Origin of the sequence: Shewanella sp. DW31, assembly GCF_015767295.1 — a bacterium.
Classification (GTDB): domain Bacteria; phylum Pseudomonadota; class Gammaproteobacteria; order Enterobacterales; family Shewanellaceae; genus Shewanella; species Shewanella oncorhynchi.
In genome coordinates this window covers 107,103-130,582 of the sequence record NZ_JADWMP020000014.1, presented here as the reverse complement: position 1 = coordinate 130,582, position 23,480 = coordinate 107,103, and the positions used below count along the sequence as shown (strand labels likewise).

At 43.9% G+C, this 23,480-nt stretch carries 15 protein-coding genes and 4 tRNA genes; 6 read left to right on the top strand and 13 right to left on the bottom strand.

From position 1 onward, the window contains the following. Both creD and GWI56_RS13280 read right to left on the bottom strand, forming a co-directional pair. Entirely contained in the window at nt 1-1,479 is a 1,479-nt protein-coding gene (gene creD, locus GWI56_RS13285; protein ID WP_168825956.1) for a cell envelope integrity protein CreD, read from the bottom strand. A 176-nt stretch (nt 1,480-1,655) separates the two neighbouring features. Next, complete coding sequence (locus GWI56_RS13280; protein WP_168825954.1) at nt 1,656-2,186, bottom strand: hypothetical protein; 531 nt, start codon at nt 2,184-2,186, stop codon at nt 1,656-1,658. 251 nt (nt 2,187-2,437) lie between these two features. On the opposite strand from GWI56_RS13280, the gene GWI56_RS13275 reads away from it, so the two are divergent. Continuing rightward, a complete protein-coding gene (locus tag GWI56_RS13275; RefSeq protein WP_198573142.1) occupies nt 2,438-3,610 on the top strand; it encodes a crosslink repair DNA glycosylase YcaQ family protein in 1,173 nt (390 codons plus the stop codon). Here the strand turns inward: GWI56_RS13275 and GWI56_RS13270 are convergent. From GWI56_RS13270 to GWI56_RS13260, 3 genes are all read right to left on the bottom strand, one after another. Continuing rightward, the gene (locus GWI56_RS13270) at nt 3,607-3,954 is read right to left on the bottom strand and encodes a hypothetical protein (protein WP_198573141.1); all 348 of its coding nucleotides are present in this window, start codon (nt 3,952-3,954) and stop codon (nt 3,607-3,609) included. The two genes, GWI56_RS13275 and GWI56_RS13270, sit on opposite strands and share 4 nt — an antisense overlap. Nucleotides 3,955-3,990: 36 nt before the next feature. After that, nucleotides 3,991-4,356, bottom strand: a complete 366-nt coding sequence (locus tag GWI56_RS13265; RefSeq protein WP_173247981.1) for a hypothetical protein — start codon at nt 4,354-4,356, stop codon at nt 3,991-3,993. A gap of 93 nt (nt 4,357-4,449) precedes the next feature. Further along, a complete protein-coding gene (locus GWI56_RS13260; RefSeq protein WP_006083441.1) occupies nt 4,450-4,704 on the bottom strand; it encodes an accessory factor UbiK family protein in 255 nt (84 codons plus the stop codon). Between the two features lie 234 nt (nt 4,705-4,938). On the opposite strand from GWI56_RS13260, the gene rep reads away from it, so the two are divergent. Beyond that, nucleotides 4,939-6,951, top strand: a complete 2,013-nt coding sequence (gene rep / locus GWI56_RS13255) for a DNA helicase Rep (protein ID WP_198573140.1) — start codon at nt 4,939-4,941, stop codon at nt 6,949-6,951. A 47-nt stretch (nt 6,952-6,998) separates the two neighbouring features. Here rep and GWI56_RS13250 read toward each other — a convergent pair whose 3' ends face one another. After that, entirely contained in the window at nt 6,999-9,647 is a 2,649-nt protein-coding gene (locus GWI56_RS13250; protein ID WP_198573139.1) for a diguanylate cyclase, read from the bottom strand. A 206-nt stretch (nt 9,648-9,853) separates the two neighbouring features. On the opposite strand from GWI56_RS13250, the gene GWI56_RS13245 reads away from it, so the two are divergent. The 4 genes from GWI56_RS13245 to GWI56_RS13230 all read left to right on the top strand — a co-directional run bounded on the left by GWI56_RS13245 (nt 9,854) and on the right by GWI56_RS13230 (nt 10,401). Continuing rightward, a tRNA-Arg gene (locus GWI56_RS13245) sits at nt 9,854-9,930 on the top strand. A 53-nt stretch (nt 9,931-9,983) separates the two neighbouring features. Further along, nucleotides 9,984-10,059 (top strand) — tRNA-His (locus GWI56_RS13240). Nucleotides 10,060-10,091: 32 nt separating this feature from the next. Beyond that, nucleotides 10,092-10,168, top strand: a tRNA-Pro gene (locus GWI56_RS13235). 156 nt (nt 10,169-10,324) lie between these two features. Then, nucleotides 10,325-10,401 (top strand) — tRNA-Pro (locus GWI56_RS13230). A 258-nt stretch (nt 10,402-10,659) separates the two neighbouring features. On the opposite strand, the gene GWI56_RS13225 is transcribed toward GWI56_RS13230, so the two are convergent. From GWI56_RS13225 to GWI56_RS13195, 7 genes are all read right to left on the bottom strand, one after another. Next, complete coding sequence (locus tag GWI56_RS13225; RefSeq protein ID WP_105250451.1) at nt 10,660-12,579, bottom strand: EAL domain-containing protein; 1,920 nt, start codon at nt 12,577-12,579, stop codon at nt 10,660-10,662. An 8-nt stretch (nt 12,580-12,587) separates the two neighbouring features. After that, a complete protein-coding gene (locus tag GWI56_RS13220; RefSeq protein WP_105250450.1) occupies nt 12,588-13,295 on the bottom strand; it encodes a transglutaminase-like cysteine peptidase in 708 nt (235 codons plus the stop codon). Nucleotides 13,296-13,314: 19 nt separating this feature from the next. Next, entirely contained in the window at nt 13,315-13,923 is a 609-nt protein-coding gene (locus tag GWI56_RS13215; RefSeq protein ID WP_105250449.1) for an OmpA family protein, read from the bottom strand. Continuing rightward, nucleotides 13,920-15,341 (bottom strand): TolC family outer membrane protein, encoded by a 1,422-nt coding sequence (locus tag GWI56_RS13210; RefSeq protein ID WP_198573138.1) that lies wholly within the window; start codon nt 15,339-15,341, stop codon nt 13,920-13,922. Before GWI56_RS13210 ends, GWI56_RS13215 begins: the two co-directional genes overlap by 4 nt. 30 nt (nt 15,342-15,371) lie before the next feature. After that, entirely contained in the window at nt 15,372-16,754 is a 1,383-nt protein-coding gene (locus tag GWI56_RS13205) for an HlyD family type I secretion periplasmic adaptor subunit (protein WP_198573137.1), read from the bottom strand. Beyond that, nucleotides 16,751-18,928, bottom strand: coding sequence for a type I secretion system permease/ATPase (locus tag GWI56_RS13200; RefSeq protein ID WP_198573136.1), 2,178 nt, complete (start codon nt 18,926-18,928; stop codon nt 16,751-16,753). The genes GWI56_RS13205 and GWI56_RS13200 overlap by 4 nt, the downstream gene beginning before the upstream one ends. Before the next feature lie 89 nt (nt 18,929-19,017). Next, nucleotides 19,018-23,382 (bottom strand): retention module-containing protein, encoded by a 4,365-nt coding sequence (locus tag GWI56_RS13195; protein ID WP_198573135.1) that lies wholly within the window; start codon nt 23,380-23,382, stop codon nt 19,018-19,020. Between the last annotated feature and the right edge of the window lie 98 nt (nt 23,383-23,480).

Sequence of the window (23,480 nt, the reverse complement as noted above, 5' to 3'; positions counted from 1 at the left end):
CTATTGCGCCGTGTTCTTAGGGTGATGCCTAGTCACGAACATCAAAATCAACAGTACGACTAACAGTAAACCTGAACCCATCAATAGGGCGTAATCTTCCAGTTGCAGTATCGAGTACAGCACTGCATATAAACTCACCAGCATAATGCCCACTAATGCACCGCGCTTAATACTTGCTGTGGCACTCCCTACGTAAGCCGATACCGACAGCACGGGAATACAGGCGGCAATTAAATAGGCATGCAAGAAGGCTAGATGCTCAGATAGCGAGAGTAGTAGCAAATAGAACAAGGCCATGGCGCTGCCGACTAACACATATTGAATCGTGCTGAGGCTGGTTTTTTGTCCGATTTCGAAGATAAACAACATGATAAAAGTCAGCACGATAAACAGTAGGCCGTATTTTACCGAGCGATCAATCTTGCCGTAGTGAGTCACTGGTTCGAATAAAATCGCATTAGCCGACACTTCAGTCAGAGTCGATTGATTACTCTTAATAAACTCTTGTGGATAGTTACGGGTTAAGTGGCTGATATTCCAACTTGCAGTAAAGCCTTGCGCGTTGATGTCCCGTTCTGCGGGTAATAATCCCTTAAAGCTTGGATGCGGCCAGTCGGCGCGAATATTGATTAGCGTTTGCTCGCCTAGTGGCAATGCGCTGATAGACTGAGAGCCGCGTAGTGTCATGGCAAAATCCACACTAAAATCACTTGCTTCGCTGACTTGGATCTTTTGATTAAAGCCTTTTTCTAAACCGCCAGTGGTTAACCCCGTGCCCGACATCAGTGATCCAGAGAGTAATGTCGATTCACCGGTGATTTCAATTTTTTCTACTTTATCAATTGCTTGATTCGATGACACCCCAAAGACTAACCGGGCATTTTTGTTATCGAAGGCGATAAGGTTAGGAATATCATAACGGTTAAGGCTGAAGTCGGCCTGACCTTGTAGAGCTGCGTTATACACCAGCGATTGATAAATGCCACGGGTGCGAAAATCATGTTTTAGGTCTAAGTCGAGGGTGAGCTTTTTCGGTAGGATCACTAGCTCATCTTGATAGGTACGCTTCACTTCATGGCGAGTTTTACCGTCGTTACTGACTTCTTCTTGCAACACAAAATAGCTGTAAGGGATCACCAGCGCAGGACCTGAGAGGGTTTGCTGCTCACCCCATGAACGGCCGATTTCATCGACAACGCTGTGGTAAAGGGTTTGGCGATCAGAAGTCATATCCATAATGATCCCCAGCGGGATCAACGCGAGGATTGAGAGTATGCCAATGGTTAAGGCTTTTAATAAGGTGGTGTTTTTTAATGCCGTTCCCTTTGCGGTGGCTGCTGCCCACGGTTCTTGTGCTGACATATCGATTCCTTGACTTCGATTAAATTTTTTGAGGAGTGCTCGCACCACTAAATAGGCTGCGCTACCAAATAAGGCCAAACTAAGTAGGGTGAGTACCCAGAAAATAATGCTGAACATTGAATTTCATTCCCTATGAAATACGACCGAGACTTATCCGCTAAGATTGTGCAGAGTTAACTCGGTATCACGGCGGGTATTAAAACAGATTTTTTTACAAAAGTTGCGGGCAAGTTGCTGATCAATAGTGGCAAAATTATGGCGATTGCCGCTAAATCCATACTCATTATTCAAGTTTATGAATCTGATAGTGGGATGTCTTTGCCAAATTTTGGGTGTTTTTTCTCGTAGTCATTTTCTTTTTTAATATGTTTGAGCAGTGCTTCGAAGCTTTGTTTAAAGACGTCAAGTTCTGCGGAATAGACTACGGCATGGTGGGAAAACCAGTGGTGTTTTTCTCGATCACGGTTACTGTAATCGGGCCAAATACGTAGCTCATACTCATCACCCATGACGACAATGACATAGGCAATGGCGCCATTGCTAAAGATGATACATTGGGGCAGGTACACCAGTTCTTCGCCTTTAAATAACTCATACTCTATCGCTTCGGTGCGCCAACTCACTATCGGTAGCGGCGCCTCGATAGAGCAACCAATCGACTGATGCTGATTAAACAGTACGGCGTTAATGTCATCCATTGAAAAGGGCTGGTGATCGCCATTTTTAGCAGCAAGTGAATACAAGATATTCATCAAAAATGGCAGCTTAGTGCCATTACCTGTTTTGCGGCCGCAGAGTTGTGCTTGGCGATAGTAGATATTCATCATCAATCCTTAATGAAGAGCCTATGCCAGATAGGCTCTATTTCGAGTCGTGAAACTAACGGGCAGGTAAACCGATAGCCGTTAAGGTATAAATGGCTTATGTTATCCGAAGATACTGCCTAGTGAGTAGACTTGTGCGTACATTTCACAAACCTACTCGTTGAATAGTGTGCTAAATGCTTTTATTTTCAGTTTGTTATGTTTTTTTTGCTCTGGTTTGGTATTTGCTTGTCGTTGAATTTGGAGAATCGATGTCTAATCCCTTTTCACCTCGCGAGTGGCTGCAATTAAATATGCAGCAGCAAGGATTATTGCAACCATATACCTCTGTCACCGAGGCAATTTCACGTCTCAGTTATGTACAAATTGACTCTATCAACGTGGTTGAGCGAGCGCATCATCATGTGCTGCATAGTCGTATGCCAGAATATCAGCCAAAGATGCTCGATATGGCTTTAGCCAAAGGAGAGATTTTCGAATATTGGTCCCATGCGGCAGCTTATTTACCGATTGCCGATTACCGTTTTAGTTTGCAGCGTAAACAGCAGCTGCAAAATGGCGGTAAGCATTGGTTTGAGCCCGACGATAAAATAATGCAGGAAGTGCGGGCGCGAATCCTTGCAGAAGGGCCACTCAAGGCCAGTGATTTCGAACATAGTGAAGCTAAAAGCGGTGCCTGGTGGGATTGGATACCCGCGAAAAAAGCCCTAGAGCAGCTCTTTATGCGTGGTGAGCTGATGGTGGTGCGGCGGGAAAAATTTCAAAAGGTTTATGATCTTACCGTGCGAGTGTTGCCACAAGATATAAATGCCAAAGCACCGACAGATAGTGAGTTTACGCGCTATTTGATTGATCGTTATCTCGATGCCCACGCCTTCGGTACTGCGGCGCAAATGGCTTATTTACGCAAAGGTATGAAATCAGCAGTAGCCCAAGAGTTGGCAGAGTTGTTAGCTCACGGGTTATTAGCGTATTTTAAGACGGCGGGCCAAAGCTACTTTTATCGCCCTTCATTACAGCTAAATGCACCATTACCTAATAAAGTGTGGCTGCTTAATCCCTTCGATAATTTATTGATCCAACGGCAAAGGTTAAAGCAATGGTTTGATTTTGATTATCAAATCGAAGTCTATGTCCCAGCCGAAAAGCGTCAGTATGGTTATTATTCTTTAGCAATTCTGTGGCGCGACACTTTTGTTGGCCGCGTGGATGTTAAAGCCGATCGTCAAGCTAACCTATTGCTATTACAGCAATTGATTTTAGAAGAGGGCGTGATGGTGAATGGCTTAGATGAGGATTTCTGTGCGGCCTTTGATATCGCAGTCAGTGAATATGCTCGTTTCAATGGTTGTGACCGCTGGAAGTTAGTTAAGGCTAACCATAAAGGCCTTAAGCAAAAGTATGCTCGCCAACAAAAGCTTTAACTATTTGTCTCTTTAGTTGGAGCATCCATAAAGCTAAAGCAGCCATACAGTAAGATTAGATACAGCAGTGGCAACGCAGCAATGACTAAAGATGAAGAAGTCGCAGCACTATCGCTAGTAATGCGATAACAGGGGATATACACGGCGGGATAAATTAGGCTTCCCCATAGAAAACACTGATTCATCAATCGATAGATAAAAGCGGGTTTAATGCTTGATTGACTGGCCAGTCCCATCAAACTGGCGAGAAGCACACCGGGATAAGTGAGTAGCGGCAGGCCACCAAGCAACAATAATCCCCAAAGAAGATAGTCCTGATAGTGTGTGCTGATTGTGACATCCATTGTAGCTTTATTCCTTGATTGTTCGACGCTAAAGCATTAAGTCTGTTTATGCTCTGGTTGCAGCGGTGGCTTTACTGCCAGCCCTTGCTGCATCTTAAGCCAAAAGCTTTGCTGACATAGATTGCTAAAGGATTTTTGCTGCGGCGAAATCGCAATATGAGCTGTTACAACCCGATAGCTGAGCCAATAATCTTCACAAACCATGTCTGACTCATAAGCTTGTTTATCTTGCTCGCTTAGCTTGCTAATCACAACCCCGTTATCGAAGTGATAAAGCGTTATGGACTCACAAATCTCCACATTATCATCGTGATAGGTTTGCTGCTCGTTTGATTGGCTTACCACGTAGACAGGGCTTGGATAGCCTTCAATAGCAAGGATATAGCTGGCGAGTTGTTGCATTATTTCCCCAAGTGACTCAATGCTTGAAGTGTTAAAAACAAAAAGCACAGCTGCGCTATCGCTAACTGTGCTCTTTCAAACATGCATGATAAGTTAGCCCGCTGCGTTGAGCTTTTTTTCTAACTCATTGACTTGAGCTTGTAGGGCTTCTAATTTTTCGCGGGTTTTCAGTAGTACATGTTGCTGCACATCAAATTCTTCACGGGAAACCATATCCAACTTGAGCAATTGATTTTGCAGTACTTGCTTACTGCGCTCTTCAAATTCACCGGCAAATTGCTTTAGACCGCTGGGCAAACTTTCGCTCAATTGTTTCGCCATTTCTTCGATTTTCTTTGGATTGATCATAATCTTGTCCGCCTCTTTACTGAATAGCTCGATTGTAACTCAGTACGTTAGCTTTCAAAAGTAAAGCAGACGCGTGAACACTTTAGTTGGCTGTTGTTGGGGTTTATATCACGGAGAGGCTTATCTACAGAGTTGAGTTCTGCTCAACCGAAGCGGGGATTTGTTAGCCTTAAAACTGTCGATTCTGCTATGATCCCATCCCTTTCTGTCGACTTGTTTGGATATTGCGCAAAGATGAAACTCAATCCCGCCCAAAACGATGCTGTTCATTATGTTTCAGGCCCTTGCCTAGTCTTGGCGGGTGCGGGTAGTGGTAAAACGCGCGTAATTATCAATAAAATCGCTTACTTGGTCGAAAAATGTGGCTATAAGGCGCGTAATATCGCGGCGGTGACCTTCACAAACAAGGCTGCCCGCGAGATGAAAGAGCGGGTCGCTCAGTCGATGGGCCGCAAGGAAGCCAGAGGTCTGTGGATTTCAACCTTCCATACTTTAGGGCTTGAGATCATTAAACGCGAGCATAAGGTCTTAGGTTTAAAACCGGGTTTTTCGCTGTTTGATGATCAAGATACCTTGGCACTGCTCAAAGAGTTAACCCAAGACGAGTTGGATGAAGATAAAGATTTACTCAAAGCGCTTGCCAGTACGATTTCAAACTGGAAGGGTGGCTTAATTATTCCCGAGCATGCACGCAAAATCGCTAAAGATGAGCAACAGCACTTATTTGCTATGTTGTATCAGCGTTATGCTCAACATATGAAAGCCTATAACGCTTTAGATTTTGACGATTTGATTCTGATGCCAACCTTATTGTTGCGCCACCATGAAGAAGTACGTACGCGCTGGCAAACCAAGATCCAATATTTGCTGGTGGACGAATATCAAGATACGAATACCAGCCAATATGAAATGGTAAAGCTGTTAGTGGGTGAGCGGGCACGCTTTACTGTGGTGGGGGACGACGATCAGTCAATCTATTCATGGCGCGGTGCTAAGCCACAAAACCTCGTGTTATTGGGTAAAGATTTTCCACAGCTTAAGCTGATTAAACTGGAGCAGAACTACCGTTCTAGTCAGCGGATCCTACGGGCTGCGAACATTCTTATCGCGAATAATCCCCATGTTTATGATAAAGCCCTGTTTAGCGAGCTTGCCTATGGTGAGCCGTTGCGGGTGCTGTTTGCCGCCAATGAGGAGCAAGAGGCTGAACGTGTTGTTGCCGAAATTGTGCGGCACAAGTTTGTCGGCCGTACTCAGTTTGGCGATTATGCGATTTTGTATCGGGGCAACCATCAATCACGGTTACTCGAACGCGCCCTGATGACGAACCGTATTCCTTATAAATTGAGTGGTGGTACGTCATTTTTTGCTCGAGCTGAAATTAAAGACATCATGGGCTATCTAAAACTCGTGGTGAATCCCGATGACGATAATGCTTTCCTGCGCATCGTTAATTTGCCTAAACGTGGCATAGGTCCATCAACCTTAGAACGTTTAGGTAATTTTGCCAACGAGAAGCATATTTCTATGTTTGCGGCGATTTTTGAGCCTGAACTGAATCATCATTTACCGCCTGCGGCTATGTCATCTTTATATCAGTTTGGTCGTTTTATTGTGGAGACTGGGGATCATGCTGAACGTGGTGAACCCGTCGAGGCGGTGAAGCATTTGATCCGTAAGATCAATTATGAAGATTACTTATACGAAACCAGCACCAGTGCCAAGGCCGCTGAAATGCGGATGAAAAATATCTCAGAGCTTTACCGTTGGGTGACTGAGATGCTCGCGGGTGATGAGTTAGATGAAGCTATGACTCTACCAGAGGTGGTGACTCGATTGACGCTCAGGGACATGATGGAGCGCAATAGTGAGGATGAAGGCGGCGATCAGGTGCAGTTGATGACCTTGCATGCTTCTAAGGGCTTAGAGTTTCCCTTCGTGTTTATGGTTGGAGTAGAAGAGCGTATCTTGCCCCATCAAACCAGCATAGACGAAGATAACGTCGATGAGGAGCGTCGTTTGGCATATGTGGGGATCACTCGAGCTCAACGAGAGCTTTGGTTCACCCTCTGCCGCGAAAGGCGCCAATTTGGTGAAACCATGCGTTGTGAGCCAAGCCGTTTCTTACTTGAGTTACCTCAAGATGATGTGGTGTGGGAAAATCGTAAGCCACAACAAACGGAACAGGAGCGGATGCAAACGGGGCGGGCAAATATTTCTAGCTTAAGAGATATGTTTAAAAAATAGCGAGCGGTTTCGCTTACTATTCTTTTAAATCAGCTGCTTATTTTTTACTAGGCATATTCGAGCTGAGCACATATCTGTGGTTGGGTTTCACATAAGGTAAAAGTGTCGGCCAAAGCAGCCCCCTGGCCCAGCTGATAACCCAGTTCACTGAAGATACGTTTTTGTTCAGGGTTATCAATGCCATCGACAAAGGTTTGCAGTTCTAAGGTTGATGCCGTTTTTTGATAGGCAGACATTAACTTAAGCTGTTGCTCGCCTTGTATTTGTTTGGTGAGGTTGGCATCGAGTTTTAAGCCTTTTATCGGCAGAAACAATAAGCTATTTAATGCACTATAGCCGCTACCGTACTGGCTGATACCGAGTTTTACCCCGAGCTTCTGCAACAATTCAAAGCCATTGATATGATTTTCAGTTTCTTGCACTAGGGCTTTTTCATTGAAGAATAACCACAAATGGCTCAGGTTTAACTGGGTTTGCTTGAGAGTGTTTTTCAAACTGCGCAGTACATGCTTATGCTTGAGATGTTGGCTCGAAAGCATGACATGTAATTCAACAGATTCATCATGTTGTTTGAGGAGTTGGGGATAGCTGCTATCTATGATGCTGATCGTATATTTATCGAGCTCAACGGTAAGGTGTGACTGTTCAGCAAGCGTGCTAAGTTGTTCCTGCTGTAAGAGCCCACGTTGCGGATGTTGCCAGAACAGGCGGCTTTCTAATGCATGCACTTGACCTGTTTTAAAATTGACTACTGGTAAGTAACTAAGCTGGATTTCAGCATGGTGTAATGCATGTCTAAATTCAGTTTCTAACTCGACATCCTGCATGGCCTGATGTTGGGCGTTATCATCAAAAATAACATAGCAACCTTTACCATTGGCTTTCGCCTGATACATGGCAGTATCTGCATTACGTAACATAGATTCACTGGTATCAATTCTGTGTTTGCCACTGATGGTGATACCGATACTGGCTCCAGAACTAAATTCCATTGTGCCAAGTCGATAGGGCTGGGATATTTTTTGGATCACTCTTTCTGATATATCTTTCGCGTCGTTGATGTTGTTAATGCTATCGAGCAGTATCACAAACTCATCGCCACCGAGTCGCGCTAAGGTGTCGTTATCACGAATGCAGGACTTGAGGCGGCTTGCCGTCTCAATTAAGAATTTATCACCCTCTAGGTGTCCCATAGTATCGTTAATCTGTTTGAAGCGGTCGAGGTCGATAAACAGTAGGGCAAACTGTTCTAAGCTATGGCGACGAACATGCTTGATCGCTTGAGATAAACGCTCCATAAACATAGCGCGATTAGGAAGGCCTGTGAGTGCATCATGTTTGGCATCGTGAACTAGCTTGGCTTCCATACTACGGCGTTGTTGAATTTCTTTCTCAAGACTTTTATTCAGTTCGGCTAACGCTTTGGTACGATCAATAACCTTTTCTTCTAGCTCTTCATAACTGCGTTGTAAGGACTCTGCGGACAGCTTTTTCTCGATAGCCGAGCCTATATGTTGTGATACAAATGTCAGTAATTCTAAGTCTTTAACTTGGTAATTCTGTGTCATGCTAAAACTGTAAATCGTTAACGCACCACGAACTTGATCATGGATAAAAAGCGGGATTCCGATCCACTGATGCATGGTTTGAGTATGATTTAACGCTGGCGCTTGGGAATACAGCTCACCAGAGGCAATTAATGCATTGATACTGCTTTGATCTAGCAATAGTGGGCGCTTATGTTTGAGCACATATTCGGTTAAGCCGTCTTGTAGCGGCCGAGTGCCTGGGTGCTTATTGGCTAATTGCGATACATAAAAAGGAAACGTGAGGTGGGTTTCTGTGTCGTCTAATAGGGCGATATAGCAGTTATTGGCCGGAATTAAATGTCGAATAACATTATGCAATTGGGCATAAAAGTCTGGGTTGTCTGCACTGGAACTTGCTAGCTCGGCGATTTCGAACAGTGATTTTTGTAAGCGTTCAGCTCTACGCCGTTCATAGACTTCTAGTTTTAACTTATCGTAGGCTTGGCTGAGTTCTTTTGTCCTTTGCTGGATAGCTTGCTCTAATTGTTCTTGATGTTTTAGCCGTTCCATTACCCCAGCAATATGGTGACAAATGAACGTCATTAACTCGAGTTCGATTTCACCATAACTGATATTAGTGTCATAGGTTTGCACCACTAACACACCCGTTACTATATCATCTTGTTTGATGGGCACGCCCAGCCACAGATGACAGGGAGAACCTAAATTAACAATTTCTCCAGCGGCAATCAGTTCATTGACTGTGTCATTGTTACACAACAACGCTTTCCCAGTTCTGAGTACGTAGCCTGTTAATCCTTGCTGTAATAATGTAGATAGTGATTGTTCAGGATAAAGCTCCGCTGGATGGGCATCTTTCTCATCAGCGAAAAAGGGGATGGCAAGTTCACCTGTGTGAGTATCCAGGGTTGAAATAAAAAAATTATCAGCGGGAATGAGCTGTTTTAGATGGCTATGTACGCCGACATAGAATTCTTCGAGTGAAGAAGCATGAGTCGCAATATTGGATATTTCGAGTAATGCGTTTTGAATGATCTCAGCATGCTTATATTTATGCGCTAATTGTTTTAAGCGAATAATTTTTTTGCGTAAGCGTTCAATTTCACTCACACGCGGCTGGCCAGTTTCATCTTCATCCTTAAACATGATACTCACTAGTTAAATATATGTTTGCTTTTACCAAAGTCTATAATTAGCATGAAATACTGTAACATCCAAGTCATATTTTGGCTGCATTCCGCTTTAAAAGTCAGCTAATGTGATAAAACTTGAGCAGTCAGTAAAAAAAGTGCAAAACAGCTATAGACTCAAAGGGGATTTGACCCTAGTATATGCGGCGCTAACCAAGGCGAGCGCCCATAGCTCAGCTGGATAGAGCGCACCCCTCCGGAGGGTGAGGCCGAAGGTTCGAATCCTTTTGGGCGCACCACTTCCGAATAGAGTTGTGAGCTTTAAGGTTAGTAAAGTAAGTGAAAATCAGTGGTGATTGTAGCTCAGTTGGTAGAGTCCCGGATTGTGATTCCGGTTGTCGTGGGTTCGAGCCCCATCAGTCACCCCATTCATTTACTTTGATATAAAGATTTTTATTCTCGGTGATTAGCGCAGTCCGGTAGCGCATCTGGTTTGGGACCAGAGGGTCAGAGGTTCGAATCCTCTATCACCGACCAAATTCTTCGCGTGACTAGCGAACTTAATGTAAGTTAAGTAAATAGTTAATGTTTTACGGTAATTAGCGCAGTCCGATAACGCATCCTGATGTTTTGGATGAAAGTGGACGAGAGGGTGAACCCTCTAAGCGTATGTAAACAATAGTACAAAATTTACGGTGATTAGCGCAGTCCGGTAGCGCATCTGGTTTGGGACCAGAGGGTCAGAGGTTCGAATCCTCTATCACCGACCAAATAAGTAAAAAAGCCTCAGCATTCATTAATGAATACACTGAGGCTTTTTTGCATTGGCGAAATGGAACTACTCACTGACATTATCATGTTTGTTGTCGCTTGATAGCGCATCCTTAATGAGTATAGAAGTTGGCTACAGTTCTTATTTACACCTGGCAGATTTGCTGAACTGTATCGGCATAGTCACTCAACCGTAGAAAAACAAAAAGCTCCTTACGGAGCTTTTTGTTTGCAAAATCACTTCTTAATAATACTGCTTAGTCAAGATTCACTGGCGGGGCGATAAAGCCTTGATAGGCATCGGTTCTAAGCTCGTTAAAACGTTCTAGCTGAGCTTTTTCTTGAATACCCGTCACTATGACTTGAATGTCCAATCCTTTTGCTACGTTGATTAGGGCGCGGCACAATTCGCTGTTGTGGTGTGTCTCATCATAGTAGGCGAAGGATTGATCCAGCTTCACATAGCTAGGTCTTAATTCCTGTAGATAAGACATAGAGCCAAACTGACGACCAAAGTGGTCAATACCAAACTTAGCACCGTTATCGCGAATGATGTTACATAAGTGCTGGCATGACTTAAGATCACTATAAACACCAGCCTCAGGGATTTCGAAGCAGATGCGCTCAATAAATGTGGCATTTCGCAAAAATTGATTTAGCCACTCATGAAACTGAGGATCGTTAATACTTTGGTGGGTTAAGTTAATTGCGAGCGGTTCATAGCTCCGCTCGAGCAGTTTTTGCTCGTAGACAGTTTCAATTAAGCATTTATCGAGTAAGGCACCAAGTGATAATAATTCGATATACGGCATAAATTGCCCTGCATGGGCGAGTTGATCGCCAAGCTCTAATTGGCAATACAATTCCCGTTGCGCTATGCCATCACCATCGCAAAATTGGATGGGTTGCCATCTAAACTTAAACTTCTTATTGCTGATAGCATGGCTGAGGTTATCGCGCCATTGCTCGCGGGTGAATAATTGCTGCTCTGTGGTTTCAAACCAGTGGAAGGTTTTATTCTCTTGTAACGCTTTTTGAAGGGCATTGTCGGCTTGGGCCAAAATATCAGACACATTCATTTGCCCAATACGTTCTGCAATACCGATAGCAAAGTCTTCGTTGGGCTTACAACCTGCTTTTGACATTTCTTGGTTGATGGTACGGATAAGTGTTTGTAAATATTTACTGATCTGATCGTGTTCAACATCGGTCACTAAAAATGCAAATTCATAGGCGGCAATACGCCCTATGACCGAAGGCGTTATTTCGTTTAATTGCTGTTGAAACTTTTCTGCGAGGATCCGTATGGTTTCATCTCGGACTTGATAGCCATATTTACTGTGCACTTCTTCGAGCCAGTCGAGTTTGGCGAGGAATAAAGCACCGCTGCTAGGTTCACTTAACCAACCATTTAAACGACTTACTACATATTGGCGGTTAGGCAGGCCTGACGCGGGATCGACAAGATTCTTCTTACGTAACGCGCCAACCTCTTCGTCAAGAGAATGGAACACTTGTTTCAATTGAGCTGACATGCTGTTAAATGCAGTCACTAAGTCTTTTAATTCGGTTGTTTTGGGTAGTGCCATGTCTGGACCAAATTGGCGTGCTGCGATACTTTTCGCGTGTTCAGACAGGGTGTGGAGAGGTTTCAATATCCATGTTAAGCCTACTCTTGCTGTAAAAATAGCAACGAGAAAAAGTAGTGAGAAGGCGATGATGGTATTGGACATGATTCGCCATAGTTCATGATAACCAAAACCAGGATGAGCAGTGATTTCAAGCTGTGCTAGCTGCAGCCAACCCGAGGTGATAGTGCTTTGTTTTTTTATGGTTTTAAACAGATCTAGATTGATAAACCATTGAGGGACATCTTCAATTTTTAAAGGATTATTCCACTCTTGTTGCTTACCATCAACCATCCAAGTCAATTTTACATTTTGATAGTAACCACCTTCAAAAATAACATTCACTAAGGTTTCTGCCGCTGCGGTATCGCCGGCTTCGAGTGCTGGGGTAAGCATTAGACCGAGTGAAGTGCTGGCATTGTTTAGATCGGACTCCATTTGCTTTGTTAAAAAGCTTTGAGTCTCAGTGAATTGCACATAGCCAAGGCTTGCAACTACAAGCAAGAATAGGCTAAAAAGCAGCGAATAAATCTGTCTAAACAGTGTCATTTTTGGTGCTACTCCAGTTTTAATTTTGGTTGCCTAAGACGGTCAACACCTAATCTATGGTTAAGATCGTTCCATTTTTCTAATCGTTTTGAGGACCCTGCCAGTACGCCTCGACCTTGCTCTTTATTGAGCCATAACTGTTTACCGTTAAAGCTATAAACAGGCAGTAGATCTTTTCTTTTTGTGGCGGGTTTTATTTCATGGTCAAGATTATCGAGCACTAAAGGAATTGATGATGGTGTTTCATAGTAAGCCAATACCATGTGGTATTGATTAACCGTTGTGGCTTTAACCATAGTGATCCGCATCTTGTCCTCTTGAACACCAAGTTGGAGTAGAGTGAAGTACTTTGCGATCGAAAAGTCTTCGCAATCACCGCCATTCACACCAATAAACTCCATCGGCGTTGCCCAATAATTCGAGTCTCCCCATAATTTACTGTCATCCACAAAACGGAATAAATTAAAAAAGTTATTCACCTTCAATAACTTTTCTTTTTCATCTAGCGTACTCGCTTCCGATAACACTTTGAACCAAGCCCTTGCTCGCATTCCAGCACGTTCGCCGTAATGTTTTTCTAGGGTTGAAGTTATCTTCACTTCATCAAGGTTTTGTGTGGGGGCCGCATATAGGCAACATATGCCTAAGGCTGACGCTATTAGGCTAAAGCGGCAGACTCGCAATAATGAATCTTTATAATCAAGTCTGCCGTTCATAACCTAATGTGTTAGTCCTTTATTTTGAGTTGTCATCGACCGAGTAAATTGTCCATTTCATGTCTGCTGCCGTATCATCACCAGTGACTTCTGCAACAACACGACGGTTACGAATTTCTGCTTCTGGCGTCTGTTCTAAAACAATTGGGCGGCTAGAACCATATCCAATAGCAGTTAATCGACTTCTATCAATACTAAAGCGTTCAGCCAGTACTGCGGTGACAGCATTTGCACGTTCTTGAGATAATACTGTATTTCGTTCATCGGTTCCTGTGCGACTCGTGTGACCTTCGATAGTCACTTTGGTCGTTGGATACTGACGTAGAAAAATAGCCACCTCTTCAATTTGAGGATAGTACTCAGGCGCAATATAAGCAGAGTCATTCGGGAATAAAATATTTATTTCCTTTCGCTCGTTAATCGCTTTTATTTTGCCACAGCCATAGTTATCAATACCTGCCCCTTGGGCGGTGTCGTTGCAGCGTTCACGGGCTTCAATGACACCATCGCTATCTTTATCAGATAGATCATAGGTTTGAGTTGTGACCATTTCGTCAATATTAACCGTATCGCGCATCGAACAACCAGCTAAAAGAGTGACACTTAGAAAAAATGTGAGAGTTTTCATTTGTTAGCTCCTCCTTCATAATTGCGCTCTCCGCGCCACGCATCAGGTCTAGTCACTTTAAGTGAGTCTAATAATCGCCCTGTAGAATTGAGCACGCGATACTTAGCAATAACTTCATCATATTCAGCTTGTAAGTAGTCTTTACGCGCCTCGAAGAGTTCATTTTCGGTATCTAATAAGTCGAGTAAACTGCGTTGGCCTAAGTTGAACTGTTGTGCATAGGCTGTTTGAGTATCCTTTGCGGCCACGACATGATCGCGAATATATTGTTTTTGCGGCGCTAGCATTTCAAATGCGTTCCAAGCTAGGTTTACCCCTTCAACAACTTCACGTTGGGCACGTTGGCGGATTTCTTTCGCTTCACCTAACTTGTAAGCAGTTTCTTTTTCACGGGCAAGATCTTTACCCCCCGCAAATAAGTTGTATCTCACCCTCACCATGGCGACGAGATCGTTACTATGGCCACCCACATCACTGCGGAAAGCACCAGCACCTGATATTCCATCTTCGCCGCTGATATCGTTATTCCAGTTACCATTAAGTTCTAAAGAAACCTGAGGATAGTAATTGGATTGTACTGAAGAGCGTTCATTTTCAGCGGCACTAATATCGTTTGCTGCAGATTTGAGTATGGGGTGATTCTCTTGCGCAGAAATAATGCCAGAGCTAAGATCCTTTGGCAGCATGTCTGCATCTGGCACTGGTAATATTAAGTCTGCTGGTGCCGCCGCTACAATTTTGACGTACTGTGCTTTTGCATCAAGTAAATTGTTGCGAGCAGAAATAACGTTAGCATTAGCACGCGCCAAACGTCCCGAGATTTGGGATAGATCTGCGATTGAGCCTAAACCTGAGTCAGTACGTTGTTTAATCTGGTCATAAATTTCTTTATGGCTGTTAAGGTTTTTCTCGGCTAATTTTAACACTTCATCGGTGCGTAAATAGTTGAGATAGACTTTACTGACATCGAGTGCCATATCTTCAGCTGCAGCAAGCAGTGCCCATTGGTCTGCGCTAGCTTCAAAGCTATAACGATCAACTTCACTGCTGGTGTAGAAACCATCGAAAAGCATTTGTTTTATGCTAACACCAAACTCTCCGGGATTTAATTCAGCCACCCCTTTGCTATCGACTTCGCCGATATTGGGTCGTCTACGTGTCGATACGCTGTCGGTTTGTTCATAACCGTAGCCACCATTGACATCAATAGTTGGCATATAGCCTGCTATCGCTTGATTAACTTGTTCTTCTCGCGCTTTAAAGCGGTTGAAGGCCACTCGTAAATCTGGGTTTGTATCTAGCGTATGTGCAACGGCTTGTTCTAACGTCTGACTTTGAGCCGATAAAGGTAACAGGATTAATGACAGCACTATGGCTATCTTTGAACATTGAAATTGTCGTATTGCTGAAGTCTTCATGACCAACCTCCCGGTTTATAAAAAAAAGGCTTAGTGCTCTCTGAGCGCTGTGTCCTTAGCCCTTAAAATTGGATTTAAAATGTACTCAAGTATGGATCTTTGCCCCGTGATAACGTCAACTGAAGTTAACATTCCCGGAATAATTGGCATCTGTGTGCCATCGTTTTTGGTTAAACTAGATTCTGCAGTTCTAACTCTGATGAGATAGTAGCTATTGCCTTCTTCATCTTGAGAAGTGTCGGCACTAATATGTTCGACAGTTCCTTTAAGGCCGCCATAGCGGGTAAAATCATAGGCGGTAATTTTTACTACGGCGGGTAATCCTGGATGTAAGAAAGCGATATCTTTAGGCAAGATTTTAGTTTCTATCAGCAGTTGATCTTCCGACGGTACTATCTCGATAATATCGATCCCAGGTTGCACTACACCACCCAGTGTATTGATATGTGTGGTTTTAATGGTGCCATTAACAGGGGAGGTGATAATCGCCTTACTGACTTTATCCTGCGCGCCAACTTGTGCTTCATTCATGCGAGAGAGGCGGGTTTGAGTTTCATTGAGCTGCGCGCGCAGCTCTGCAGCGTAAACAAATACGGCTTCACGGCGTTTTAAGATAGCCTCATCTAATGCCGCTTTTACTTTAGGGCGGAGTAAACGCATTGAATTCAATTCACCTTGCAAGTCGTTTACCGTGCGTTCGAGTTTGAGTAACTCAACTTCAGGAACAATACCTTTTTTGGCTAAAGGTCGAGTGAGTTCAAGCTCGCGGGATATTAGCTGCATGCTCGTCGTTAATGTCGTTGTTTTAGAGGCGAGATCATCAATTTCTTGCTGTCTTTGTTGAATTTGACGTACGAGGATCTCAAGTTGGTTACTTAAGTTATCTAAGCGTCCGTTGTATTCCTCTTGTTGTCTTTTCACTAAGGCGGGTTCCGCGGTAATGATGCTCTCAGGAAATACCAAGGCTTTTTTAGTAACGAGCACTTGCTCGCGCCAGTCTGATGTCATGTCTGATATGAGAATGCTGTCGAGTTCGGCACGCATGCGGATAGCATTGGTTTTTAAGCCATAAACCTCTTGCTCTTGTTGAGCAAAGTCGGAGCGAAAGCGGGTATCATCAATACGCACTAAAGGCTGCCCTTTTGTGACTATCTCACCTTCTTGAACGTAGAGTTCTTGCATTATGCCGCCATCTAGACTTTGGATAACTTGAACTTGTGATGAAGGAATCACTTTTCCCGTTCCAGTAGTAACCTTATCTAATTGAGCAAACCCCGCCCACAGTAAAAAACACGCTACCATAGCAGCAAGTGCCCATATGATTAATCTGTGTCCGCTGGGAGCGTCTGTCATCATGGCGCCATAGACATCATCAACCATGTCTAAGTCGTTTGTTGTTAAATGTTTACTCATCTTTTAGCCTCTCCGTTCACTAGGCCAAAATTGAGTTTTTCTAGCACTTCTGCTTTAGGTCCATCGGCAACCACATGGCCGCGTTCAAGTACAATAATGCGGTCGACGAGTTGCAATAAATGCATCTTGTGGGTAATAAGAATTAACGTTCTATCTTTGCTGACATTTTGCATTGAACGAATAAATTGTTGTTCAGCGCGAGCATCTAAACTCGCCGTAGGCTCATCCATCAGTAACACTGGGGGATCATTAAGTGTGGCGCGAGCAAGAGCGACAGTTTGTCTTTGTCCGCGACTGAGTGACATGCCGCCTTCGCCGACCTGTTGGTCTAGGCCTTCTGCTTCTAGGTTGGTGAATTGACTCACACCAGAAAGCTGTACCGCGCGGATGAGTTGATGTTCAGTGACTTGACGTGTACCAAATAAAATATTGTCGCGAATAGAACCATGGAATAGGGTGACATCTTGGGGTAAGTAGCCAAAATTACGACGTAAATCACTCGGATGAATCTGTGCTGAGTCTAAACCGTCGTAGCGCAAGCTTCCTGCCGTGGGTTGAAATAGCCCGACCAGTAGCTTAGCTAGCGTACTTTTACCTGAACCATTTCGACCGATAATGGCAATGCGTTCGCCAGGATTAATCGTTAGCGACATCGGATGCAGTACAGGCTTTTCAGAACCTGGATAACTAAAACCAACATGGTCAGCATTGATCTTGCCTATGAGTCTTTGTTTGCTAACTAAATGTCCTTTATTTTCAAACTCATCTTCTTGAGTCATGATTTCATTCAGTTGGCGTAGTGCACTGGCTGTGTGGTTTGCTCTAGTCATCAGGCCTGCAAGTTGTGCCATAGGTGAAATGGCGCGGCTCGATAGCATGACCGCAGCAATAATTCCGCCCATAGATATCGCATTATCAGCCACACGATAAACGCCCAAAATCACCACGCAGACAACGGTAAATTGCACCGTAAAGTTCGCCACGTTCGATACAGAGTTGGAGAGCTTTTTTGACCTTAATTGCCAGTTTGCACTGTGGCCTATCATCTGTTGCCAGCTTTTTTGCACAATTCCTTCAGCACCATTAGCTTTAATTGACTCTAGCGCTGATAAGCTCTCGATTAAATGCCCATGTTTTAAGCTTGAAAATTTATTGCCTTCTTCGATTGCCGCTTTGAGTTTAGGTTGAATATAAAGCGTGAAGCCAATAATGATGATGCCGCCAATGACTGGAACTATAGCGAGATCACCTGCGACAATAAAAATAATGATTAAGAAAAATATCGCGAAGGGGAGATCGACTAAAGTTGTGATCGTTGCCGAAGTTAAAATTTCACGAATATTATCGAATTCACCTAACTGTTTCGCCATGCCGCCGATACTAGGAGAACGTTTTTCTAGGGGAATACCTATCGCTTTAGCAAAAAGTTGCGAAGACACAATAATATCTACTTTTTTTCCTGCAACATCGATGAGGTAACTTCTAAGTTGCCGCATTATAAGATCGAACATATAAGCAATCGCCGCACCAATCGCTAAAACCCAAAGGGATTCAAAGGCGAGGTTTGGGACGACTTTGTCATACACATTCATAATAAATAACGGTGAAACTAAGGCGAATAAATTCACCAATACAGAAGCGATTAATGCATCACGATAAATGGGTGCTGAATCTTTGAGGGTTTGTACTAACCAGTGGGTTTTATTATCGTGTAGATAAACATCGAAGCCCATGTCGCCACGGTATTCTTGTTTGACTAAGAATAAATATCCCACATATAAGGCTTCGAGCGACTCAATTGTCAGTGTCTCTTCACCGCCCGTCTCGGGTAATTGAATAATTGCTTTATCTGATGCAACATTAAGTTCTCGCAATATACAGGCTTTTTTGTCTTTTAATAATAAAATACAGGGGAGCAATATAGGTGATACTTCGTTTAAGCCTTTTCGAGACAGCTTAGCCGCTAGACCCGCTCTTGAAGCTGCCTGAGGCAATAAGTCGGGTGATAACACGGTACCTGACAAGGGTAAACCTGCCGCAAGCGAATCGCTCGAGCACGGATTGCCAAAATGCTCAGTGAGTAACACTAAACAATCCAGCAAAGGATCCACTAACACTCTTTGTGAGGCTGAAATGGTCCATTGATCAATTTTTTCAGAAGCTGCAGCTGACACCTAATTACTTATCCTTTGGATTTTTATATGGTTATGCAAGTATCGGTCATGATGGCCTATATTTCTATAGGCCATCCAAACGATTTTATCTAAGGGATATTATGCTGCTCATTGCTATTCAATGGTGCAAGACCTGGACTTAGTTCTGGTGTGACTGGCTGAGTATCAACAATTAACGGACCGCTGCCATTAGTACCTAGTAGGCCATTAATAATGCCAGTCTCTGTTGTAGTGTTATACGCACTATACAAATCAACACCGTCAAGAACGATATGCTGCTCAAACACACCGTCTTTATTGCCATCGATATCAATCACAGTTGAACCACTAACTAAGCTAAAGTTTAAATAACTATGTAGTGTGTTGTTACTTTCACCTTGGAGTAAATCGCTTAAATCCAATTTATCTTCATGGATATTAAAGTCAGTGATATGGTCTGTTCCATATTCTCCTTTATTCCAAACGAAGGTATCGCTACCTGAATCACCTCTCAACACATCATCACCTAGTCCGCCAATTAATGTATCATTTCCTTCTCCGCCACGAATTCCATCGTTATGGGTACCGCCATCAATATAATCGTCGCCAGTATGCCCATAAAGAATGTCTGATCCAGATTGTCCATAAATTCGGTCGTTACCACTACCACCATTGACTATGTCCGCTTGTTTAGATGCGACATCATTTGCGAGCAACAAGCCATCGCTATCAACTATGGTCGATAAGCCACCTGACATAATATGGTGTGATAAAATATCACTGATAGATAATTGTAAAGAGTCATCAGAACCAAATCCAGTTGCTCCTGTTTTGCCTGCATAGATAACATCATCGCCCTTACCTGTTTCAATATGGTCATTACCATCACCACTACTAACAACTTGTTTGTTGCTTGTACTGTAACTCGTTAAGTTTGCTCCACTGGTGATAATATCATTACCACTTTGATTTGTTATTACACCAGCTTTGTTGCCGCCAAAGTTAACATTTAATTGATTTTGGTTTGTGCCATTTTCTCCGTTAATGACAATAAATGTATCGTTGAGTGTTGCCCCTTCAGTTGTTATGTGATTAGAATCTGCTACTGGAACTCCATTGCCATCGACAGGATTGACACTAATAGTCAACGTGGCACTAGACTTATCACCATCGGCATCGCGCATAGTATAAGTAAATGTTTCAACTGCACCAGAAGGTACATCACTAGCATTTGCTGTTATTTGATAGTGATAGTTACCGTTAGCATCAAGAGTTAAAGTGCCATATAGTCCAACAATGCTAATTCCTATATTCCCTGCTACACCTGTATTAGTGTGATCGCCAGCGGCGGCCCCTATAATGATTAGCCCTGAGTCGGCCCCAGTTACATCATTGGTGAGTACGTTACCATCACAATGAGGAAGTGTATAACCAGTGCCAGCAACCATGCGAACAACTAACTCATAACTAGTTGCAGCATTTTCATTTGTATAAATTGAGGTGACAAGTTGACCATTTACATCTTTAAATCCAATAACCTGAACTGTATAAACTTGTCCTTGATAGTTAAAGGTTACACTCGTTTGTCCCACAGTAACTATGTCACGTGATGCCATTGGGTCACTGGAGTTAGGTGTTTCATTGTGACTGAAGTTGAGCATTAACGTAACTGGTGTAGTCACTCCGTATGCATCAGTAACACTAAATGTAATTTGCATTGATGCAGCAGTTATTGCTGTACCTGAATCAATAGGGTAGTTGTAGTGAGTAAATGTACCCAGAATAATATCTTGGTTTAGGGCTAGTTGACCGTTAAGCGCGGCATCATTATCCATGAAACCATAACCCGATTGTTTACTATTATCAGTTGTTCCCCAGCGAAGCTGATCTCTCGCTGAGTCATTATCTTCTCCACCAGTGTTCCAGTCTCCATCAAATGTCTTTATGTTAGTACCTCCAGTGACTCGACTTGAACTCCAACTTGCCTCTATACCGGACACAATGAACGAGTCAACAGTAATATCTACACTATTACTATCATCGATTGCAGTGCCGATATCGTCGTGGATAGCTGTTGTTATTGTCGATGTTGCAGTATCACCATCAGTATCAATGACTTTAACTAAGAAGTTGTCATTGAGAGTATCATTACCTTGAGAGGAGTGTGTCTGTGCACTTGTTAATGCATAAGTGTATTCTAATGAACCATTGTTATAGCCCGTGATGTAAAGCGTGCCATCAGCTCCTGCAATGACTATTGGTGTTGAGAATGTCGCAGCCATTAACGCCGCGAGGGTTAATGTTGAAGTTACGCCAGCTGAATTGGTTATTTCTATTCTGTTAAGTCCATCATTGGCAGTAATAGTCATATTACCTTGCGCAGACACTTGCCCTGAGCTGGGGCTTCCGGTGCCATTTATTAATGCTGACTCGTAGACATTTAATGGGCCCACTGTATTTACAATTGTAACGTTGTCATCAACGCTGTTCACGTTGATGCTAACGGTGGCCGTGTCGATATCGCCATCGGCATCGGTCGCCACATAGTCAAAGCTGATGTTACCGTTGAAGTTGGCATTAGGCACAAAGGTCATGCTGCCGTCGGCGGCAATCACCACGGTGCCGTTGCTCACGGCGATGTTCTGTGCGAGACCGGTCAAGGTCACGCCATTGATAGACTTAATCGCTAAGCCACCATCGAGGGCGATATCGTTGCTGAGCAGGTTAATGCTGACGGAGCCATCTTCGTTGACGGTGTACTCGTCATCCTTTGCATCGACCGGGTCATCAACGCTGTTCACGTTGATGCTAACGGTGGCCGTGTCGATATCGCCATCGGCATCGGTCGCCACATAGTCAAAGCTGATGTTACCGTTGAAGTTGGCATTAGGCACAAAGGTCATGCTGCCGTCGGCGGCAATCACCACGGTGCCGTTGCTCACGGCGATGTTCTGTGCGAGACCGGTCAAGGTCACGCCATTGATAGACTTAATCGCTAAGCCACCATCGAGGGCGATATCGTTGCTGAGCAGGTTAATGCTGACGGAGCCATCTTCGTTGACGGTGTACTCGTCATCCTTTGCATCGACCGGGTCATCAACTGGGGTGACATTAATGGTTAATGTGGCGGTTGAGCCGGTATTTGTGGTGTAAGTGATAACCGGCACCGCGCCATTCCAGTTTTCATTCGGCGTGAAAGTATAAGAGCCATCGGCATTGATGACTAAGCTGCCGCCTTCTAAGGCGACCGTGGTGCCTGCGGTAACGGTATCGCCATTCACAGTGAAGCTGACTACGGACAGGGTGCTGTCGATATCGGAATCATTATCAAGCACATTGCCTGTAGCTACGGTATCTTCTGCAACTGTGGCGCTGTCATTTGCAAGGATGGAAGGATCATCAACAGGGGTCACATTAATGGTTAATGTGGCTGTTGAACCAGTGTTAGTGGTGTAGGTAATGACAGGAACTTGGCCATTCCAGTTGGCATTGGGTGTGAAGGTGTAAGAACCATCGGCATTGATGACTAAGCTGCCACCTTCTAGGGAAACAGTGGTGCCTGCGGTAACGGTATCGCCATTCACAGTGAAGCTGACTACGGACAGGGTGCTGTCGATATCGGAATCATTATCAAGCACATTGCCAGTTGCTGCAGTGTCTTCTGCAACTGTGGCGCTGTCATTTGCAAGGATGGAAGGATCATCGACAGGGCTGATATTAATGGTTAGCGTTGCAGTTGAGCCCGTGTTGGTTGTGTAGGTAATGACAGGTACTTGGCCATTCCAGTTTTCATTCGGCGTGAAGGTGTAAGAGCCGTCGGTATTTAAAACTAAAACACCACCTTCGAGAGTCACTTCTGTGCCTGCTGCGTAGGTGGTACCGCTGATTTCGAAGCTCACAACACTTAGAGTGGAATCTACATCAGTGTCGTTATCGAGCACATTGCCAGTCGCTACAGTATCTTCATTGGAAGTGTTGCTGTCATTAGCAAGTGCTGAAGGTGAGTCTGCTGCAATGGTGAATTGTGGAATATTGACCGTCGTTCCAGTCAGTGCTTGGCCGCTTGTTGAGTAGCCTGAAGCTGCAATGGTTTCTGTGCCGCTACGGGCTAGAGTGACATAGCCCGAGTTACCATCACTGCCTGGTGTGTTGCCTGCTGCGGTTTCTGGTAGGTTCTGAGTTGGGTCTTCACCGGATGCAATAAGATCTTGTAATGCTTGAATTTCATCTAGGGCTGCTTCGTTAGCCGTGCCAGAGGCTGCTGCAGTAGTTTCACTGGGCGCGACTTCATTTGATAGCTTAGTGCCATCATCGAAGGTAATTTCATAGGTTGCGTTTTCGCCAATATGGAGCACAGCACCTTTAGGGAGTTGTTCGCCATCCTTAGCGGGTTGATTTGAACCATCAACTTCGACATTGATTTGCCCTTTTACTAACTTAAGCAAACCTTTCTTTGATGTAATTACCGATCCCATAGTAAGCTCCCAACAGCCAAAGTGTGTTAATCCATAGACGCACAAGTCCAACAAATATGTCGCACTGTGATACAAGTGGTGGAATTTTAGCTAACGAA

Excerpts from the sequence above, each read along its gene's own strand:
- creD (WP_168825956.1), bottom strand. The coding sequence starts at position 1,479 with ATGTTCAGCATTATTTTCTGGGTACTCACCCTACTTAGTTTGGCCTTA.
- GWI56_RS13215 (WP_105250449.1), bottom strand. The coding sequence starts at position 13,923 with ATGAAAACTCTCACATTTTTTCTAAGTGTCACTCTTTTAGCTGGTTGT.
- GWI56_RS13280 (WP_168825954.1), bottom strand. The coding sequence starts at position 2,186 with ATGAATATCTACTATCGCCAAGCACAACTCTGCGGCCGCAAAACAGGT.
- GWI56_RS13195 (WP_198573135.1), bottom strand. The coding sequence starts at position 23,382 with ATGGGATCGGTAATTACATCAAAGAAAGGTTTGCTTAAGTTAGTAAAA.
- GWI56_RS13265 (WP_173247981.1), bottom strand. The coding sequence starts at position 4,356 with ATGCAACAACTCGCCAGCTATATCCTTGCTATTGAAGGCTATCCAAGC.
- GWI56_RS13205 (WP_198573137.1), bottom strand. The coding sequence starts at position 16,754 with ATGAGTAAACATTTAACAACAAACGACTTAGACATGGTTGATGATGTC.
- GWI56_RS13210 (WP_198573138.1), bottom strand. The coding sequence starts at position 15,341 with ATGAAGACTTCAGCAATACGACAATTTCAATGTTCAAAGATAGCCATA.
- rep (WP_198573140.1), top strand. The coding sequence starts at position 4,939 with ATGAAACTCAATCCCGCCCAAAACGATGCTGTTCATTATGTTTCAGGC.
- GWI56_RS13220 (WP_105250450.1), bottom strand. The coding sequence starts at position 13,295 with ATGAACGGCAGACTTGATTATAAAGATTCATTATTGCGAGTCTGCCGC.
- GWI56_RS13225 (WP_105250451.1), bottom strand. The coding sequence starts at position 12,579 with ATGACACTGTTTAGACAGATTTATTCGCTGCTTTTTAGCCTATTCTTG.
- GWI56_RS13260 (WP_006083441.1), bottom strand. The coding sequence starts at position 4,704 with ATGATCAATCCAAAGAAAATCGAAGAAATGGCGAAACAATTGAGCGAA.
- GWI56_RS13270 (WP_198573141.1), bottom strand. The coding sequence starts at position 3,954 with ATGGATGTCACAATCAGCACACACTATCAGGACTATCTTCTTTGGGGA.
- GWI56_RS13250 (WP_198573139.1), bottom strand. The coding sequence starts at position 9,647 with ATGTTTAAGGATGAAGATGAAACTGGCCAGCCGCGTGTGAGTGAAATT.
- GWI56_RS13275 (WP_198573142.1), top strand. The coding sequence starts at position 2,438 with ATGTCTAATCCCTTTTCACCTCGCGAGTGGCTGCAATTAAATATGCAG.